Below are 15,573 nucleotides of genomic sequence, written 5' to 3'. Positions count from 1 at the left end.
TCTTCAACATGCTGGCAGTTAAGAAACGGTTTGTGTATAACAAAAAAATTAAGTCGCCTGCTGCCGCAGGCTGGGACGCATTCACGTGGGCTGCTTCGCATTTTAGCCCACGCGCCTGCGCCCCTTATTTAAAAGTTAGGTAGCAGTATGGAATTCGACACTATAAGAAATTTGGAATTAGAGCTAAATGATCTTGCTACCCGAAAAAACAAGCAACGTCTGGAAGTTTTAATAGCCGATGAATTCGAGGAAGTCGGAAAATCAGGCAAGAGGTTTTCTAAATCGGATATTATCAACGAACTGGTCAACGAAGAATCAGTGGCTTTTTCAGCCCATGATTTTAGCTTCGTTGTACTAGCCAAAGACTGTGTTTTGGTTAAGTATCTAACCACAATAAATCAACAAAGTGCATATCGGTGTTCTATATGGAAAAAATCACAAAACAATTGGCAAATTCAATATCACCAAGGCACTCCGATTAAACATGCTACCTAACAAAAAACTAAAGGCGCTCGCGCTGCTCGCTGGGACGCTAACACATGGGCTGCGTCACTTCGTTCCTAATTTTAGCCCATGTGTTATCGCCCCTTAGTTGGGCGTTGGTATGACTCCCTTTGTCAACCCTGAACGAGCGCTTCCCTGACACTCTTTCAGCCCATAATTAGTATTCTTTATTACTCAAAATAAATGAGCTAACGCACCGGATGAGGCAGTAATGTCGTCGGTTATCATGCTGGTATTCGTGGGTTATTCATTAATTATAATGAACAGCGCCTACCTTACTCACTCCGCCGTGGTCACCTTCTCATCAGTCTATGCTCGTGGATCAATAACCGTTAAGTTATCGCCATCATAACGCCCTCGTAGGTTGTGCCACATCCCGCGGCCTGATCCAAATGCGTTAGCTCAAACTCGTTTATCATGCAGGTACTCGGCTCAATCTTAGTTTTGGATTAACCGGCGTAAGTACCACTTCCTTTGCAATAGCCCAAATATAAGCAGCCATTTCTCTGGCAATCGCGGTAACGATTAAATTGTAGTGTTTACCCTTTTTACTCATGCGCTGATAGCGTTTGCACAAGCGAAGCTGTGCTTTCCAAGCGATATCGACGATGTCTTTAGGTAAGCCTTCCTGCCTTAACTGTAATTCAGTAGAGACGTTAGCCGGATAACGGTAGCTGTGCGCCCCCTCAATCAGTAAACGCCGTGCTCGGCCATTTCCTGCTTTTGTAATGGCTCCTAAGTGTCGCTTTCCGCCTGATGATTGTTCGCTGGGGACTAAACCTAAATACGCCATGAGTTTTCTTGGATGGTCAAAACGCTGTAAATCACCAAGCTCTGCCACCACTCCAACAGCAACGAGCAATCGAACACCTCGCATCGCCTGAACGGCTTTCACTACCGGATAATAACGCCATTGGTGTACATGGTGGGTTAACTCATTGTCGAGCCTTTCCAGTCGCCGGATACGCTCTTCTATGGTTTGCAATTGTTCTTGTAAGACAATTTGCTGGGCCGGGTGAGGCAATATCAATTCCGTGAGCCAGCGAAGGTGTTTCTTCGACCAGTTGGCCGTACCTTCATAGCGTATGTTGTTTCGCAATAGTAAAGCTTTAAGCTGGTACTTCGCTTCTTTTAAATCCTTCATTGCTGCTTCTCGAGCTCGAGATAAATCCCGCACAGCTTCATCTTCCGGCTCGGGCACATAGATGGGTGTAAGGTCTTCAGACTTTAGTGACCTAACGAGCTTAAGCGCATCTCGTCGGTCGGTTTTAATTCGCTCTCCTGGCTTTTTCGGGATAAGAGACGGTGCCACAACATAGCAACAGTGTCCCAAGCTCGTTATCAGACGATAAATCCAATAGCCACAAGGGCCAGCCTCATAAACAACGTGAAGTGTTGCACCAGGATATTTAGATTCAAACTGGCGAATAAGCTTTTTGACACAGACCTTAGAGGAGGGAATACGACCATAATGAACGGGCGACGCGCCACGCTGTTCTTCACAATAAGCAACTTCGTGAAACTCTTTATGCGTATCCAATCCGATAAAAATCATGCTATGTTTGTTCATGCTAGCCTCCAAATTGATTTAGTATTGAACAAACTAATTATGGCTCTGGCTGAAAAGTTAACCCACGAGAATGCGGAGGCTAGCATTTCACAGGGAGTCATTGTGTCTATACACCACCCATTATTTAGTAATAATCAGGCCAAAGTTCAGTGCTTTCTTACAACAGCTTTGGGGGTTCGTTTTGGTTTTCTGCAAGCATCTAAGTAACTTGAAAGCTTTGCTTTTCAACTCAAGCCGCCCTTTTCTTTGGCAACTAGTAAAAGTTAAAAGCGTTGGTTGTTTTGTTCAGTACTTTTACCCTATTTTCTTCAACATGCTGGCAGTTAACATACGGTTTGTGTATAACAAAAAAATTAAGTCGCCTGCTGCGCAGGCTGGGACGCATACACGTGGGCTGCTTCGCATTATAGCCCACGCGTCTGCGCCCCTTATTTAAAAGTTAGGCGTCAGCTATATATGATTAGTTTTGCAGATACGTTCATTCCTTTGGTCGGTTTTGCTATATCTGCTTTCTTAGCATTCAAATTCACCTTTAAAGGGCTATTTGTTGGAGTTGCTCTTGTCTGGCTCTCTTTTTTTGCAAGATATGAACTGTTAACGTATTTAGATGAGACATATGAAACAGGCATTCTGGCAGCAGTAACTCTAGGGTTTACTGGTTGGGTGCTCGGTTTTATATGGTGCCTACCATTTACTGTTATCCGGCTTATCATCAACTCTAAAAAAGGCGCTCGAATTAACAATGACACCTAACACATATGAGCCCAACTCCCGTCAATAGATAATAGTATTTCTCTGGCTGCGTTAGCAGCCAGTCCAAATCTCTGGGCTAAATCTCCTAGCTTCATCTGTCATTGTTGCCGTAAGGCATCGCCTGCGGCAAACACATATAGAGGCTCTCTTAGTGCGATCTCATCGCTGCCTGTTACCATGGAATCCATTACGAGTACAGGGGCACTAGACATTCATCGGTTAACCTGATGCTGGCACTATTCAAACGTAGTGGCTGATTTATGTCGCCAGTTAGGGGCAGGCTCAGTTCAGGCGCAAGCGATTTAGCACAGAGTGTTGATGCGCAACAGACGGATGTCTAATCAAAGCGTAGTGGCTGTGGACACTGGTATAGTTCATGTTGAACAGGCTCTTTTCCCTAAATCATCATGAACACAATACTCGCCATTCGACCAGTTAGGCGGTCAGCTCATCCGTCTGTGCGACTTACCCCGCTAAAAAGCGCTCACTGTCAAACACCGTTTGATTCTTCAACATAAAGTACATACAACGACCAAGTTTATGTGCCAATGCAGAGAGCGCTTTAGCTTTGCTCATGCGCTTCTGTAATTTTGCGAGATAAGCTTGCGCCGGAGGATTACCCTTCAAAAACAGCACTGCGGCTTCAGAGAACGCCCATTTAAGGTGCGCATTACCAATTTTATTACCCTGTGTACCGTAGGCTTTACCGGCTGATTCCGCTTTGCATTTGACTAGCCGAGAATAAGACGCAAACTTCTGAACACTGTCAAAGCGCTTAATAGTGCCAATCTCATAAAGAATGGTAAGGGCCAATACTCGCCCGACACCAGGCAATGAACGCAGCAGATAGTAGTCTCTACCATTATCATGCTTAGTGAGCTTTTCTACATAACATTCAATACTGCTGACTTCATGGTCGTAAACTTCTATCAATCGTAGATTCATATCAATACTGCGTTGAACCTGTGGATTAGGGAAGTGTCCACGCATTGCATCGCGACCGGTGGTGTAGCTTAGGTCTGACTTTTCAGGTACTGGCAGGTTGTATTGTGACAACGCATTCTTTATGAATGCTTTCAACTCGGCACTATGGCGCATGGCGTGCGTTCGTCTACGCAATAAATCTCGAATAGCACGTTTTTCCTTTGGATAAACATAAGCCAAAGGAAAATTACCACCTCGTATTAACTTGGCAATCTTGTACGCATCAATTTTATCGTTCTTCGTCTTACCGCCATGAATAGCTTTCATGTAGAGAGCGTGGCCAAGGATAAAATCAATATTATGATGTTCACAAAAATCACTAAGCCAGTACCAGCAGTGCATACATTCTGCGCCCACCACAATATTCCCGATGTAGGGTGAAAGAAGGTTTAAAAGCTGCTCGGGAGAATCTTTTATCTTCTTATGAACCAGTATCTCGCCGCGTTCATCTAGGATGCACACATAAAGCATTCGTGCATGAAGATCGATTCCGCAGTAAAAAGGATGTAAGTTAGTATAGAATTGCATTGAGTCTTCTCCATTTTGGGTTTGGTCGCCTTCCAGCTTAGCCAATAAAATTGGATAAGCTGGGGAGAAGGCTCAATAAGTATCAAAACGCTCAAGTCGCAACCCGCTGTGCGGGCTGCTGGGACAAATACACAATGCGGCTTCGCAATTATCGCATTGTGCATTTGCCCCTTAGCTTGGTGTTAGGTGCTTAGATGGAAAATAAAGCTTATCTTGATATTTGCAAGAGTCTATCTTTGACAGCTCGTCTAGGTATCGCACTTAGGCTCTTCGAAAAATATTGCAATGTTACTGGGATAAATGAAGATTCAATAGATGAATTCTTAGATTACTTATGGATATGGCCGTTGGTGTCATCTGGAGAATTTGAGTTCTCTGCTTGGGAGAATAAACGGCCCCAGCTTGTAAATTTTGGACTTGGGGATCCTTTAAGCAATTCTTTTTTGTTATCGCTGAATAATGCAAATATAGAGGAAACCGATTTTAGGAAAATTGTTTCTCCTATTGTGGAAATCCTATGGGGTAGTTTTTGGGGAGAAGCAGAAGATGAGTTATCTTTAAATTGTTTATCCGAATTAATTCAGAGAATAACCCCCAATTCACTGCCGGCATTAACACCGTTTAAAATTTCAAAATTTAAAGACAATAATGGTTGGGGCAATTCACTTACCAATGAGGACATAGCTTTTTGGAGAACTTTTCGTGAACGCACCTAACAAAACGCTCAAGTCGCATCCCGCTGCGCGGGCTGCTGGGACAAATACACAATGCGGCTTCGCGATTATCGCATTGTGCATTTGCCCCTTAGCTTAGTGTTATACACCACCCATTTTTTAATAAAAGTCAGGCCGAAGTTCGGTGCTTTTTTACAACGGCTTTGGGTTTTTTTGGGGCTTTCGGTCAGCATCGAAGGTAACTTGAAAACTTTGCTTTTCAACTCAGGCCGCTCTCTTTTCTGGCTGCTAGTAAAAGTTTAAAGCCCTGGTTACTTTGTTCGGTACATTTACCCTATTTTCTCCAACATGCTGGCAGTTAAGAAACGGTTTGTGTATAACAAAAAAATTAAGTCGCCTGCTGCGCAGGCTGGGACGCATACACGTGGGCTGCTTCGCATTATAGCCCACATGTCTGCGCCCCTTATTTAAAAGTTAGATTTCCGTGTAATTAAAAGGATGTTTTTTGAAAAAGTTATTATTTCTAGTTGTTATTTTACTCACCGGCTGTGCAACAGTTCACAATCCGTATCCTGAGAACTATTCGGGTCCTTCGGCTATTATCGCAAGCTCCCAAAACAGAATTGATCAAGGTACGGTTGAGCTTTTCTATCTCGAAAAAATAGATAACAAAATGATCGTAAATAGCATGGGAACATCGAGAAGCGCTACTCAAGGGCAAGGTTTTAAATTTACCACTCAACTCATCGAAACCGCTGTTCCTGTGTTAAGTCAGACCTTCACTATTGTTGGTGCCACTGCACATGCAGCCCCAATTCAGACACTTTTCTCTGACAACAATATTGTTCGCGGTAATATAACGTTTACGCCTGAACCCCATACAGAATATATCGTTGAAGGACAACTTAGTGAAAGTTACTCAGCCGTATGGATCTCTAACAAAGAAACAGGTGAAGTCATCGGTAAGAAAATAGAAAGCTCAAAGGGTGAGTAAATCTAACAATCACATTAAGTCGCTCGCAAGCTCGCTGGGACAGTAACACATGGGCTCTGTCGCTTCGCTCGAATTTTAGCCCATGTATTACTGCCCCTTATGTGGGTGTTAGGTTTCTCTATTGAATAAAAAGGATTTTTTGTGAAGAAACGCGTATTGATTTTGCTTCTATTACTTTTGCCGTTGGTTGGTTGTGACCAATTTTCAAAGGTACAAGCCGTTAATTACCTAATGGGCTCACAACCGATTTCGTACCTTAATGGCTTTTTAGTTCTTACTTATCATGAAAACCCCGGAGCTTTCTTAAGCTTGGGCTCTTCACTGCCGCATGAAACTCGAACTATCATTTTTAGTGCGTTTGTCACTTTGTTCTTGTTAGCAGTATTCGCCTATCTTTGCCTTAAGCCTTTATCCAATGCCAGTTTTATTGTCGGCTCACTAATCCTAGCTGGCGGCATTGGCAACGTTTACGATAGGCTAACAAACACTGGGCGCGTAATAGATTTTCTTTTACTTCAGCTGGGACCACTGCATACTGGGGTTTTTAACTTAGCAGATGTCTTTATAATGATGGGTGTATTCTTGGCTGCCTTCTTTTCTACACAATGGGGTAAAAACCTAACAAACAAATTAAGCCGTTCCCGTTGGTCACTGGGACGCTAACACGCAGGGCCGCTTCGCTTTTATGCCCTACGCGTTATCGCCCCTTATTTAAAAGTTATACACCACCCATTATTTAGTAAAAAGTAAATCAAAGCCCAGCGCTTTTTTACAGCAGCTTTTGGGGTTCGCTTTGTTTTTTGTCAGCATCGAAGGAAGCTTGAAAGCCCTGCTTTTCAACTCAAGCAGCCCTCTTCTTTGACAACCAGTAAAAGTTAAAAGCGTTGGTTGTTTTGTTCAGCACTTTTACTCTATTTTCTTCAACATGCTGGCAGTTAACACACGGTTTGTGTATAACAAAAAAATTAAGTCGCCTGCTGGCGCAGGCTGGGACGCATTCACGTGGGCTGCTTCGCATTTTAGCCCACATGCCTGCGCCCCTTATTTAAAAGTTATGTGCTCAGCAAACTATGATAAATAAAAATAAATTAATCAGGTATTATTTAGTTCAGCTCGAAATTTTCTTTGCTCTAGCCTGCGCCTTTATATCTTTAATACAGTTACTAAATTACGATGCTTACACCGCCGTTAAGGTGTTTTTTTACTGCTTAGCTTTTCTTCAGGTGCCAATAGCTTTAATGTGTTTTCGTTACTGTCGCTCCCTGTCAAAAGATGGCTTTAAAATTTAAGAGGTGCGCACATAACAAACGCATTAAATCGCTTGCAAGCTCGCTGGGACGCTAATACATGGGCTGCGTCACTTCGTTCCTTATTTTAGCCCATGTATTATCGCCCTTTATGCGGGTGTTATATGCAGGACTTACCCAAACTTAGTGGACATCTCCTATAGTTAGATAAGAGGTGACTTATGGCTAATAAAAAGAAGGTTCACGCTTACACTGAAGAGTTTCGTAAAGAGGCTGTTCGTCGAGCAGATCAGAAAGGTAACTCCAACCAATCCGTAGCCGCAGAACTGGGTATTTCCGCGCAACAAATCTACAACTGGCGTCGACAGTTCAGAGCAGAATGAGGTAGTAATATGCACGCATATAACAACTCAATAAACTCACTCACTTCGTTCGCTGGGACGCATACACGCAGGGCCGCTTCGCCATTATGCCCTACGTGCCTGCGCCCGTTATTGAAAAGTTAGCTGCAAATATGGAAACATTAATCTCAACAGTTGTTTTAATTTCTATTCCGTCTTTTTTTGCTGTGCGTCATTTCAACGAATATGGCACTTTTGACGACCCCAAGATTTGGGGGAGGGCTGAAAAAATAGCCTCTTTATTATTTGCGCTTTATTTGGGAATGATTTTAGTTTTGGGTAAATCAGGCATTTATTCCTTCTATGAACCAGTTTCGACTATTCGCGATCCCCGCTTTATGTTTTTCTTTTTGTTTCCAAGCATTGGCTTCGGTATTGCTATGTTTCCACGTGTAGCAGCAGAGTTCAGTCAAAACTACTTGCCTATGTTGCAATCTGATATGCTCAAGTACTTTAGTATTTACGGTTGGCTAATTATTGTCTGTTTAACATTAATAATTGCGGTTTAATCAGCATGTGCAGCTAACAAACAACTGTTGGCGCTCACTGCGTTCGCTGGGACACAAACACATGGGCTCCCTCGCTTCGCTCGTTGTTTTAGCCCATGTATTTGTGCCCCAAAGTTGGGGCGTTAGGTGTTCCAAGGATGACAAATAAAGATGGTGGAGATACTGAGCTAGCATTTATCGGAGCATTAAGCCTCTGGTTGTTAGTATCTCTATTTAGCTGGGTTGCTTCTCATTTCTATTACGCATGGCAAAGCAATGAACCAATCGAATTTACTTCACGAGGTTTAAGGTTTATGAATTTACTTCCGGCTAGCATTCAATTTGCGATTAGCGTTTCTGTTGTAGCATTCTTTACATATGAGGCTGTAAAGCAATCAGTTAAGTTTGTAAAGCTGTTGCGTGGTTAGCCAGTTGCTATTTCGGCTCACACATAACAAAAAAATTAAGGCACTCACTTCGTTCGCTGGGACGCAAACACGTGGGCTGCTTCGCATTATAGCCCACGTATTTTTGCCCCTAAGCGGGGTGTTAGCTGACAAGAGGATTCATGGAAGATTACTCTCCGAATAAAATTCCTAAATCGACCCGAATTTTTAATATCGTTTGGGCAGTGTTCTTAATTGCAATGTGTCTTTATGGCTTCACTAACGAAGCTTTGGTATATCCCGGCGTAAGAGGCTCTTGCCCTATTGAATTAACTGGTATGCCTCTACTATTTTTCTGCGTTGCATTGCTCTCGGGTGCTGTTAATGCTGCGCTGACCGTAATTGACCACTACGACAAAAGAGATAACGAAAGAAGCTATAAACAAATGTCACTTTATCTAAACGTCCTAAGTATATTTACAACCACGTTAGCTTTTGGATATCAATTCATTATTAACCAAGAGTCAGCGGTAGTTATTGGCAATGTCAGCTAACAAGCCAATAAACGCACTCACTTCGTTCGCTGGGACGCATTCACGCGGGGCGGCTTCGCCATTATGCCCCACATGTCTGCCCCCCTTATTTAAAAGTTAAGAGCAAAGCATGGACAAAGCCAAAATCAAAAAAATAGCTAGTACAATCTCTTTGGTGTTATTTTTTGTGCTACTAAACTGGTATCTAACGGGGAGCAGGAAAGCACTAGAATATAAAGAGTATATAGAAATAGTTGAGGCAATAGAAAAGGCTAGTTTTGAGAGTAATTGTATTATAGATCTAAAAATCAAAACTGAAAGGCCATGGGGTTGGACTCCTACGAGTACTGAACTGTCAATTGTGAAGGATGGAGTTACTGTAACTACTTCTACAAGTAAATATTTCAAATCTGATCGAATTGAGCAATCACATGGAACATTCTATCACTACTTCGATTGGTCCAAAGATACTAGTAGAGGCCTAGTGGCTTCATATTTAGAGTTAGAGATCTCCCGAGATAATAAGCTAAATTGGATAAAGGTCGGCGAGTGTATGCCAATTAACAGAAATGAGTATTTTCCTAAAACCTATAAAGGTTGTAAGAATATAGAGCACCGTGCGGTAAAGTGCTCCTAACAAAGCCATCAAAAAACGCGTTTTCAGCGCTGGACTCGCAACAAGTTGCTAGCCTTTTTATGGCGGCGTTAGGTGCTAGTAGTAATGGAAGACATCGTAGAAATTGGGATAGATAACACAGAACACCTTTATATAATGCCATCAACTTCCTCTTTTCCTATGATTTATCGAGAGGCTGCCGGTGTTCACTGGGATCAGAGACGGAGAGTTTTGGTTGGTCAACAAAATCGAGAATGGGGTTATCCCAAGTGGTTCACACATATTTGCAATTTGGTTAGCAAAACTGGTTGTCAATTACAGCTAACAGAAACGACAAGGTGGGTAAACATTACTCCCGAGCTTCGCACTTCGATTATTCAAGCTCATAGTAAGTTACGCACCTAACAAACAACTGTTAGCGCTCACTACGTTCGCTGGGACGCGTACACGCAGGGCCGCTTCGCCATTTTGCCCTACGTGCCTGCGCCCGTTATTGAAAAGTTAGGCGCTATAAGGAAATACGTAATGTCGTACAGATTTAAACACTATGCTCAACCAGTCAATGTCGGTTACTCCGTCAGTTGGGAAGCCGTCGCAATCGAGCTTTTCATCGGTGCCATATGTTCGGTTATGGCATATTTTGGCTGGGTAACTGGTGTAATTCTTATGGCCGCTCCATGTGCCTTTCTTGCTCTTTCATGTTATCTGTTAGTTATTGTTCAAGTGTTTTTATATTTCAAAGAGAAACATCAAAGTAAAAGCAAAATGCAGGGCGATAGTAGCAATGACGAAAGCTAGGTTGTTTTTGCACGTCCCTAACAAAACGCTTAAGTCACAACCCGCTTCGCGGGGCGCTTCGCTAGTATGCCCCACGCGTTTGCGCCCCTTATTTAAAAGTTAGGAGCCACATGAAAAATTTAATTATTGGTCTCTTTTTAGTTTTTCTTTTTTCGTGCTCTTTGGCGGATAGTTCCGCACCTTTAGCAGCAAAAGAAACTAATGCATGCCAAGAAGCTGCCAATTCGATTCTTGGAGAATTAGATGAAGCTAGCGTTAAAACATTGCAGGAAACAAAAAAGGAAGAATTAGGAAAGTTTCATTTTTCATGGGGGATGGGTATTAGGAACTCTTTAGGGTTATGGCAAGAAAAATCTGAAATCAGATTGTCATGTGCAAACGAAATTGGCCAAGATGACATTCATGCGGATAATGCTTCAGGCATAATTATGGAAAAGGTATGGGCTCTTGTTAACAATGGCTCCTAACAAAAAAATTAAGGCACTCACTTCGCTCGCTGGGACGCATACACGTGGGCTGCGTCACTTCGTTCCTAATTTTAGCCCATGTGTCATCGCCCCTTAATGGGTGAGACCAATGCCAAGGTGAAAATGGTTCATCATTCAAAAGTTACAAAGATAATAGCTTATATATGCGCGGCGATTTTATTGCCCGTATACTCATTAGGCCCGGTCTCTATGATCTATCTCTCGTCTAAACGAATCGGGGATGGAGATTGGCAAACACTCCTCTTTCTAGCATGCATATGTATTGCACTTACATATTGGGGCGGTAAATATTTCTGGTTAATGCTCCGTTTTCTCGGAACATTGAGGTTTAGCTTTACCTTTGATGCCACAGGCATTGTCTTGCAAAGCAATAATGACTCTACATTCTATCCCTGGAATGCGTTAGCAAAATCCAAAGAATACGGCAGTTGCCAGATTTACTGCCTAATTACCTCAGATAATAGACATTTGTTTTCTATTTGGGAGTATGCTGAAAACTATAAAGCCTTTCGAGAGGAGGCTATGCGGCATGGCATATAACAAAACGCTTAAGTCGTTTCCTTCGGTCACTGGGGCGAATACAAGCAGGGCTTCTTCGCGTTGTAGTCCACGCGTCTGCGCCCCTTATTTAAAAGTTATACGCAATTGGTCAGAATAACTTTTTAACATCGCGGTAAAAGTTTTCATGAGAACCAAGAGCTATTAATTCAAGTATTACAGTGCCGTCCTCGTAGCTGTAACCTAATAGGGTTAACTGCTTAACCATCTTGAACTTGTGCACGCGAAGAAAAGCAAGGTCGCCTTTTTTCTGATCACCTAGAAGAGGATCGTCGATCAGTTCCTTTACAGCTTTATCTAAATCTTTTTTCTGATTCTTATGTAACTTCTTTACTGCTCTCTTAAAATTAGCTGTCTGTAAGACACTCGTAATCTTAGCCAAAATCGTATGGCTCCAATTTTCCAGCCTCTTTTTCCGCTTTGGAAATAATTGCCTGTTTCACGAATTCGTATGGTAAATCAGGATTATCTTCCATCATTTCACCTATTTTTGCCCAGTGCTCAATCTGTTTTGGCATAGTTCGGTTCAGTGCTTTGCCCATAATGGTAGCTTTCTCAACTAGATCTTGGTCTAGTCTTACGCTCGCGGTTGCCATAATATTTCTCCTAATAGTTCATCACGACATTGTAGCAATGCGCTACAGGTGTGGCAAATTGCGTAAAACAAACGAATCAACACTCGCTGCGCTCGCTAGGGGCAAGAACGCACATGCAAACATATTAAATCGTTCGCGGGCTCGCAAGGAACAAAAATATGTAGGCTACCAGCGCTTCGCTTGATATTGTTGTCAACGTATTTTGGAGTAAGACTAACTCTTTAGGGAAGTATAGAAATGGAAGTTGTAGCTAAGAAAATTTCTAAGAAATCTTTATTTAAGATTCTTTTCATAGGCGTATTTTTGGGGTTTGCTGTATTTTTTATAGGGTGTGGTATTGGCGCTTTCTTCGGGCTTGAAAGTGTTCGTTGGAATAATGAGCCCGTGTTTGGAGTATCTGGTTTTCTACTTGCTCTCGCAATGTGGCCATTTTTCACTTTTTTCATGTCACTATTCATTTGGCTTTTCTGTATCTTAGGTCTTTGGGTTTACTCATTTTTCAAACCAATTAAAGTAACTTTCAAACAACCTATTCAAGGCAATAATGAACACAGTGTATAGCAAGCCACTATAGGCACTCACTTCCTTCGCTGGGACGCATACACACAGGGCGGTTTCATCCTTTATTGAAAAGTCATGTTACAAGGAAGGCTAAAATTGAACGGATTTAAAATACCACTAGAGTTGGTGGAGGCCTTCGGTCCTTTCGAAGAATTCAAGCAAGATGCTTCTATCGTAAACCTACACCTTAAAGACGGTAGTACGTTTAAAAATGCTCTTCTGGTGTACCCAAACGAACTACTTGCTATCGAAAACCAAGCAACCTTACCATTTGCCATCGAAGAAATTGAATGTATCGAACAAACACCTGACAATTTGCTTATAAGAACGACTAGTAAGTGGCCTTTTTTTACTGCATAGTTTTACCCATTATGCGGCCCGCTATAAACTTTTTAGGAAAAGAATATCATGAAGATTAAATTAGTAGCGGCTCTGCTGTTGTGCGCCTTTTTAAATGGCTGTGCGTCGACTTCTAACAAAGCAGCGAGGGATTTTCTTGATGGCGCAAGCTCAAGCGCTGAATCAAGACGCATGGAAGAATTGAATAATAAGTATCGCAAAAAAACTGACCATAAAACCGACTTCATTGAAGACACAATGTCTGGTGCACTTACCGCACTTTTCCGAGGTATATTTAGCGCCGATGAAGACAACGATTAAAGCAACGTTTTCTCGTTACGTGTGCAACCAACTAATCAACACTCTCACTGCGTTCGTTGGGGCGCTAACACGCTGAGCCCCTGCGTGTTTTTACTCATACGCAAGCGCCCCTTGATGGAAAGCTATATGCAAAGGAATTATTGTGTCTTCTGAGGATTGGTACAGAAACAAAGTTTGGGATAGCGCAGTTGAAGAGCATTTTTACTCGAAATTGAATCGAGCAAGAACGCAAAGAGAGCAATATTTGGTTATCCAAGCACTTACCTTGGCTGAAAGTCATCCATTGGTAACGCTTCGTTTGATCAACGAATACTTTGAATCAAGAAAGAGTGAGTTCGAAGACCTCCGTGCACTATTGGCTAAAGCAAATGCATTTTTTGCATTGGCTGACTTTGAAAAAAGTGTCGCTACTTACAAAAAGATACTTGATAAAGAAAAAGAATTTCCAAACTACCAAACAGGGGCATACCTTGATTATCCGTATTTGGTGGCAACGCAACGAATTGACAATGAGTTCGCCTGCGCGCTTGATGTGTTGGAAAAAAATGTTGATAGGCTCACCTTTCCAATACAATATTTTAAGTGGCACGCATCTAGAGCATTAATCAATAATGATGGTGTTGAAGCAAAGAAGGCCCTCGATGCAGCCAAAATAAAGAAATCAGTTTTTTGGTTTCACCAAAATGTTGGTTTAGTTGGTAAAGAATATAACAAAACAATTAAACAGCTTTGCAAGATCTGTGTTTAGCAGATAGCAGCTAGACACTGAATTACGCTGCGCGAAACCTTAAAGCTATAAGACCCAAAAGGAAAAGTTAGATGAATACAAAATGGATGATACTAACCCTTGTTACTTTTGCTGTATCTGCCTGCGCTTCAATGACGTGGCATGAAGGCTCTATGATTCAGTATTCTCAAGTTCAAGCGTTAGAAAATAATCAATATCAAATTGAAGTCATGGGTGGCTGGGATCATGACCAAGCAGCTTTAGAGAGAGCAGTGATAAAAAAAGCTAGAACCGAGTGCAACGGTAATGCTGAGATTATATCAAGTCGGATGGGAACTTATTTTTCGGCTAGCCAATATGCATCTGGTGATGCCCCTAAAATACTCAGCAGAGTTCGATGCGTAGACAATAGTTAATAATTAAAAGCTTAGTTTATAAACGACATAAGGGAATTACTCATGTACCAAGGCTCTTGCCTATGCGGCGCAATCTCCGTCGAGCTCAAGGGGCCAATTGAGAGCATTATTCATTGTCACTGCTCCTTATGCCGCAAAAATAGTGGTACTGCATACGCGACCAACGGTTTCATTAACACCGAAGACTTCACCGTACTTGACCCACAAAAAAAGCTTACTTATTTCGAATTCAAAAAGGGGAAAAAACGGCACTTCTGCGCAGTATGTGCTTCTCCGATTTATAGCTCAAACACGGAAAATCCAACAAAGCTTAGAATACGCCTTGGTATTTTAGATTCCGACATTGAAGAAAGGCCTTTATCTCACAATTTTGTTTCATCGAAAGCAAACTGGGACAATCTGGATGCCGACCTACCACGATATGACAGTTTCGAACCAAGCAGAGAGAAAGCTTGAGCTATGCATGTAAGTAACAGTGTTAGCACATAATGTTAAGTCGCAGCTCAATGCAAACACGCTGGTGCTTGTGTACTTTTTGTTTAACTTTTTAAAAAGGAAAGGATTATGACAATCAAGGCGAAAAAAATGCTGGGCTATGCAGTAGTAGCATTACTGCTTGGTGGTTTAGGGCTCTATGCTTCAATGGAAGACTACCAAAAGCAGAACATGGTTGCATTATTCAACCAAACCTTTTCTTGAAGTTAGAAATGCTTGCAACAGCCAGTGCCCAAAAGAGCACAGTGAACAACCCGCTCGAAAATTAAATAAAGTTTGATATAAAGGAACGTTATTAAAATGGACTTTAACCCAACAACTCTCATAGCAACCTTTGGTACGTGGGCGCTTCTTCCCCACATTATTACCGTACTTGTGCATATTGCATTTAGCGCCGCCGTTTTCAGTGATGCCCAAACCATAAAGAACGAGAGAGATAATTTAGTTTTCGCAGGACCTATAATTTGGTCACTCGCGGTGCTAGTGGGCGGCGTTTTTGCTGCGTTGACCTATTGGGTTATCCACCATTCGTCATTAAGGAAGTGGTAGAGTTCAACAAGACACGCTGTTAAGGTTTCTGGTAGTGCCTTGCTATA

25 protein-coding genes are annotated in these 15,573 nt (G+C 42.1%); 21 read left to right on the top strand and 4 right to left on the bottom strand.

The genetic code is table 11. The features are described from left to right. Positions 1-147: 147 nt before the first annotated feature. A complete protein-coding gene (locus JN178_RS02480) occupies positions 148-495 on the top strand; it encodes a nuclear transport factor 2 family protein (RefSeq protein ID WP_202263409.1) in 348 nt (115 codons plus the stop codon). A gap of 424 nt (positions 496-919) precedes the next feature. On the opposite strand, the gene JN178_RS02475 is transcribed toward JN178_RS02480, so the two are convergent. Then, a complete protein-coding gene (locus tag JN178_RS02475) occupies positions 920-2,074 on the bottom strand; it encodes an IS110 family transposase (protein WP_202263408.1) in 1,155 nt (384 codons plus the stop codon). 456 nt (positions 2,075-2,530) lie between these two features. On the opposite strand from JN178_RS02475, the gene JN178_RS02470 reads away from it, so the two are divergent. Beyond that, positions 2,531-2,827: a hypothetical protein gene (locus JN178_RS02470; RefSeq protein ID WP_202263407.1), complete on the top strand. Its 297-nt coding sequence runs from the start codon at positions 2,531-2,533 to the stop codon at positions 2,825-2,827. Between the two features lie 465 nt (positions 2,828-3,292). Here the strand turns inward: JN178_RS02470 and JN178_RS02465 are convergent, their stop codons facing one another. Next, positions 3,293-4,339: an IS110 family transposase gene (locus JN178_RS02465; protein ID WP_202263406.1), complete on the bottom strand. Its 1,047-nt coding sequence runs from the start codon at positions 4,337-4,339 to the stop codon at positions 3,293-3,295. 194 nt (positions 4,340-4,533) lie between these two features. Between JN178_RS02465 and JN178_RS02460 the strand changes: the two genes are divergently transcribed. The 11 genes from JN178_RS02460 to JN178_RS02410 all read left to right on the top strand — a co-directional run bounded on the left by JN178_RS02460 (position 4,534) and on the right by JN178_RS02410 (position 10,943). After that, positions 4,534-5,055, top strand: a complete 522-nt coding sequence (locus tag JN178_RS02460) for a hypothetical protein (RefSeq protein ID WP_202263405.1) — start codon at positions 4,534-4,536, stop codon at positions 5,053-5,055. Between the two features lie 463 nt (positions 5,056-5,518). Further along, the gene (locus JN178_RS02455) at positions 5,519-6,007 is read left to right on the top strand and encodes a hypothetical protein (protein ID WP_202263404.1); all 489 of its coding nucleotides are present in this window, start codon (positions 5,519-5,521) and stop codon (positions 6,005-6,007) included. A gap of 141 nt (positions 6,008-6,148) precedes the next feature. Next, positions 6,149-6,670, top strand: coding sequence for a signal peptidase II (gene lspA, locus JN178_RS02450; RefSeq protein WP_202263403.1), 522 nt, complete (start codon positions 6,149-6,151; stop codon positions 6,668-6,670). 805 nt (positions 6,671-7,475) lie between these two features. Further along, on the top strand, positions 7,476-7,637 hold the full coding sequence (locus tag JN178_RS02445; protein WP_202263402.1) for a transposase: 162 nt from the start codon (positions 7,476-7,478) through the stop codon (positions 7,635-7,637). 131 nt (positions 7,638-7,768) lie between these two features. Then, on the top strand, positions 7,769-8,164 hold the full coding sequence (locus tag JN178_RS02440; RefSeq protein WP_202261600.1) for a hypothetical protein: 396 nt from the start codon (positions 7,769-7,771) through the stop codon (positions 8,162-8,164). Positions 8,165-8,301: 137 nt separating this feature from the next. Then, the gene (locus JN178_RS02435; protein ID WP_202263401.1) at positions 8,302-8,571 is read left to right on the top strand and encodes a hypothetical protein; all 270 of its coding nucleotides are present in this window, start codon (positions 8,302-8,304) and stop codon (positions 8,569-8,571) included. Positions 8,572-8,711: 140 nt separating this feature from the next. Next, positions 8,712-9,083: a hypothetical protein gene (locus tag JN178_RS02430; protein WP_202263400.1), complete on the top strand. Its 372-nt coding sequence runs from the start codon at positions 8,712-8,714 to the stop codon at positions 9,081-9,083. 109 nt (positions 9,084-9,192) lie between these two features. Continuing rightward, positions 9,193-9,699 (top strand): hypothetical protein, encoded by a 507-nt coding sequence (locus tag JN178_RS02425; protein WP_202263399.1) that lies wholly within the window; start codon positions 9,193-9,195, stop codon positions 9,697-9,699. Positions 9,700-9,783: 84 nt separating this feature from the next. Then, positions 9,784-10,083 (top strand): hypothetical protein, encoded by a 300-nt coding sequence (locus JN178_RS20300; RefSeq protein WP_202263398.1) that lies wholly within the window; start codon positions 9,784-9,786, stop codon positions 10,081-10,083. Between the two features lie 120 nt (positions 10,084-10,203). Then, positions 10,204-10,476, top strand: a complete 273-nt coding sequence (locus tag JN178_RS02415; RefSeq protein ID WP_202263397.1) for a hypothetical protein — start codon at positions 10,204-10,206, stop codon at positions 10,474-10,476. 110 nt (positions 10,477-10,586) lie between these two features. Further along, positions 10,587-10,943 (top strand): DUF6794 domain-containing protein, encoded by a 357-nt coding sequence (locus JN178_RS02410; protein WP_202263396.1) that lies wholly within the window; start codon positions 10,587-10,589, stop codon positions 10,941-10,943. Positions 10,944-11,613: 670 nt separating this feature from the next. On the opposite strand, the gene JN178_RS02405 is transcribed toward JN178_RS02410, so the two are convergent. Next, entirely contained in the window at positions 11,614-11,904 is a 291-nt protein-coding gene (locus tag JN178_RS02405) for a type II toxin-antitoxin system RelE/ParE family toxin (RefSeq protein WP_202263395.1), read from the bottom strand. Then, positions 11,897-12,118 (bottom strand): TA system antitoxin ParD family protein, encoded by a 222-nt coding sequence (locus JN178_RS02400; RefSeq protein ID WP_012518669.1) that lies wholly within the window; start codon positions 12,116-12,118, stop codon positions 11,897-11,899. Before JN178_RS02400 ends, JN178_RS02405 begins: the two co-directional genes overlap by 8 nt. A gap of 237 nt (positions 12,119-12,355) precedes the next feature. Here JN178_RS02400 and JN178_RS02395 point away from each other — a divergent pair, with 237 nt between their 5' ends. The 8 genes from JN178_RS02395 (at position 12,356) to JN178_RS02365 (ending at position 15,526) form a co-directional block, all read left to right on the top strand. After that, entirely contained in the window at positions 12,356-12,679 is a 324-nt protein-coding gene (locus JN178_RS02395) for a hypothetical protein (RefSeq protein WP_202263394.1), read from the top strand. 96 nt (positions 12,680-12,775) lie between these two features. Next, positions 12,776-13,039, top strand: coding sequence for a hypothetical protein (locus tag JN178_RS02390; RefSeq protein ID WP_202263393.1), 264 nt, complete (start codon positions 12,776-12,778; stop codon positions 13,037-13,039). A gap of 48 nt (positions 13,040-13,087) precedes the next feature. After that, positions 13,088-13,339, top strand: a complete 252-nt coding sequence (locus JN178_RS02385) for a hypothetical protein (protein WP_202263392.1) — start codon at positions 13,088-13,090, stop codon at positions 13,337-13,339. A gap of 244 nt (positions 13,340-13,583) precedes the next feature. Next, positions 13,584-14,087 (top strand): hypothetical protein, encoded by a 504-nt coding sequence (locus JN178_RS02380; protein ID WP_232369669.1) that lies wholly within the window; start codon positions 13,584-13,586, stop codon positions 14,085-14,087. 71 nt (positions 14,088-14,158) lie between these two features. Continuing rightward, on the top strand, positions 14,159-14,482 hold the full coding sequence (locus JN178_RS02375) for a hypothetical protein (RefSeq protein WP_202263390.1): 324 nt from the start codon (positions 14,159-14,161) through the stop codon (positions 14,480-14,482). Between the two features lie 42 nt (positions 14,483-14,524). Then, complete coding sequence (locus JN178_RS02370) at positions 14,525-14,938, top strand: GFA family protein (protein WP_202263389.1); 414 nt, start codon at positions 14,525-14,527, stop codon at positions 14,936-14,938. Positions 14,939-15,046: 108 nt separating this feature from the next. Then, positions 15,047-15,181, top strand: a complete 135-nt coding sequence (locus tag JN178_RS20240) for a hypothetical protein (protein WP_269752175.1) — start codon at positions 15,047-15,049, stop codon at positions 15,179-15,181. A 96-nt stretch (positions 15,182-15,277) separates the two neighbouring features. Beyond that, positions 15,278-15,526, top strand: coding sequence for a hypothetical protein (locus JN178_RS02365; protein WP_202263388.1), 249 nt, complete (start codon positions 15,278-15,280; stop codon positions 15,524-15,526). The last annotated feature ends 47 nt before the right edge of the window (positions 15,527-15,573 follow it).

This window comes from Alteromonas sp. KC3 (assembly GCF_016756315.1).
Lineage (GTDB): Bacteria > Pseudomonadota > Gammaproteobacteria > Enterobacterales > Alteromonadaceae > Alteromonas.
The sequence above is the reverse complement of the archived record's forward strand: the minus strand, read 5'-3'. Positions and strand labels throughout refer to the sequence as shown.

Excerpts from the sequence above, each read along its gene's own strand:
- JN178_RS20240 (WP_269752175.1), top strand. The coding sequence starts at position 15,047 with ATGACAATCAAGGCGAAAAAAATGCTGGGCTATGCAGTAGTAGCATTA.
- JN178_RS02480 (WP_202263409.1), top strand. The coding sequence starts at position 148 with ATGGAATTCGACACTATAAGAAATTTGGAATTAGAGCTAAATGATCTT.
- JN178_RS20300 (WP_202263398.1), top strand. The coding sequence starts at position 9,784 with ATGGAAGACATCGTAGAAATTGGGATAGATAACACAGAACACCTTTAT.
- JN178_RS02385 (WP_202263392.1), top strand. The coding sequence starts at position 13,088 with ATGAAGATTAAATTAGTAGCGGCTCTGCTGTTGTGCGCCTTTTTAAAT.
- JN178_RS02440 (WP_202261600.1), top strand. The coding sequence starts at position 7,769 with ATGGAAACATTAATCTCAACAGTTGTTTTAATTTCTATTCCGTCTTTT.
- JN178_RS02435 (WP_202263401.1), top strand. The coding sequence starts at position 8,302 with ATGACAAATAAAGATGGTGGAGATACTGAGCTAGCATTTATCGGAGCA.
- JN178_RS02410 (WP_202263396.1), top strand. The coding sequence starts at position 10,587 with ATGAAAAATTTAATTATTGGTCTCTTTTTAGTTTTTCTTTTTTCGTGC.
- JN178_RS02365 (WP_202263388.1), top strand. The coding sequence starts at position 15,278 with ATGGACTTTAACCCAACAACTCTCATAGCAACCTTTGGTACGTGGGCG.
- JN178_RS02430 (WP_202263400.1), top strand. The coding sequence starts at position 8,712 with ATGGAAGATTACTCTCCGAATAAAATTCCTAAATCGACCCGAATTTTT.
- JN178_RS02445 (WP_202263402.1), top strand. The coding sequence starts at position 7,476 with ATGGCTAATAAAAAGAAGGTTCACGCTTACACTGAAGAGTTTCGTAAA.
- JN178_RS02415 (WP_202263397.1), top strand. The coding sequence starts at position 10,204 with ATGTCGTACAGATTTAAACACTATGCTCAACCAGTCAATGTCGGTTAC.
- JN178_RS02375 (WP_202263390.1), top strand. The coding sequence starts at position 14,159 with ATGAATACAAAATGGATGATACTAACCCTTGTTACTTTTGCTGTATCT.
- JN178_RS02460 (WP_202263405.1), top strand. The coding sequence starts at position 4,534 with ATGGAAAATAAAGCTTATCTTGATATTTGCAAGAGTCTATCTTTGACA.
- JN178_RS02370 (WP_202263389.1), top strand. The coding sequence starts at position 14,525 with ATGTACCAAGGCTCTTGCCTATGCGGCGCAATCTCCGTCGAGCTCAAG.
- JN178_RS02475 (WP_202263408.1), bottom strand. The coding sequence starts at position 2,074 with ATGAACAAACATAGCATGATTTTTATCGGATTGGATACGCATAAAGAG.
- JN178_RS02395 (WP_202263394.1), top strand. The coding sequence starts at position 12,356 with ATGGAAGTTGTAGCTAAGAAAATTTCTAAGAAATCTTTATTTAAGATT.
- JN178_RS02470 (WP_202263407.1), top strand. The coding sequence starts at position 2,531 with ATGATTAGTTTTGCAGATACGTTCATTCCTTTGGTCGGTTTTGCTATA.
- JN178_RS02400 (WP_012518669.1), bottom strand. The coding sequence starts at position 12,118 with ATGGCAACCGCGAGCGTAAGACTAGACCAAGATCTAGTTGAGAAAGCT.
- JN178_RS02425 (WP_202263399.1), top strand. The coding sequence starts at position 9,193 with ATGGACAAAGCCAAAATCAAAAAAATAGCTAGTACAATCTCTTTGGTG.
- JN178_RS02465 (WP_202263406.1), bottom strand. The coding sequence starts at position 4,339 with ATGCAATTCTATACTAACTTACATCCTTTTTACTGCGGAATCGATCTT.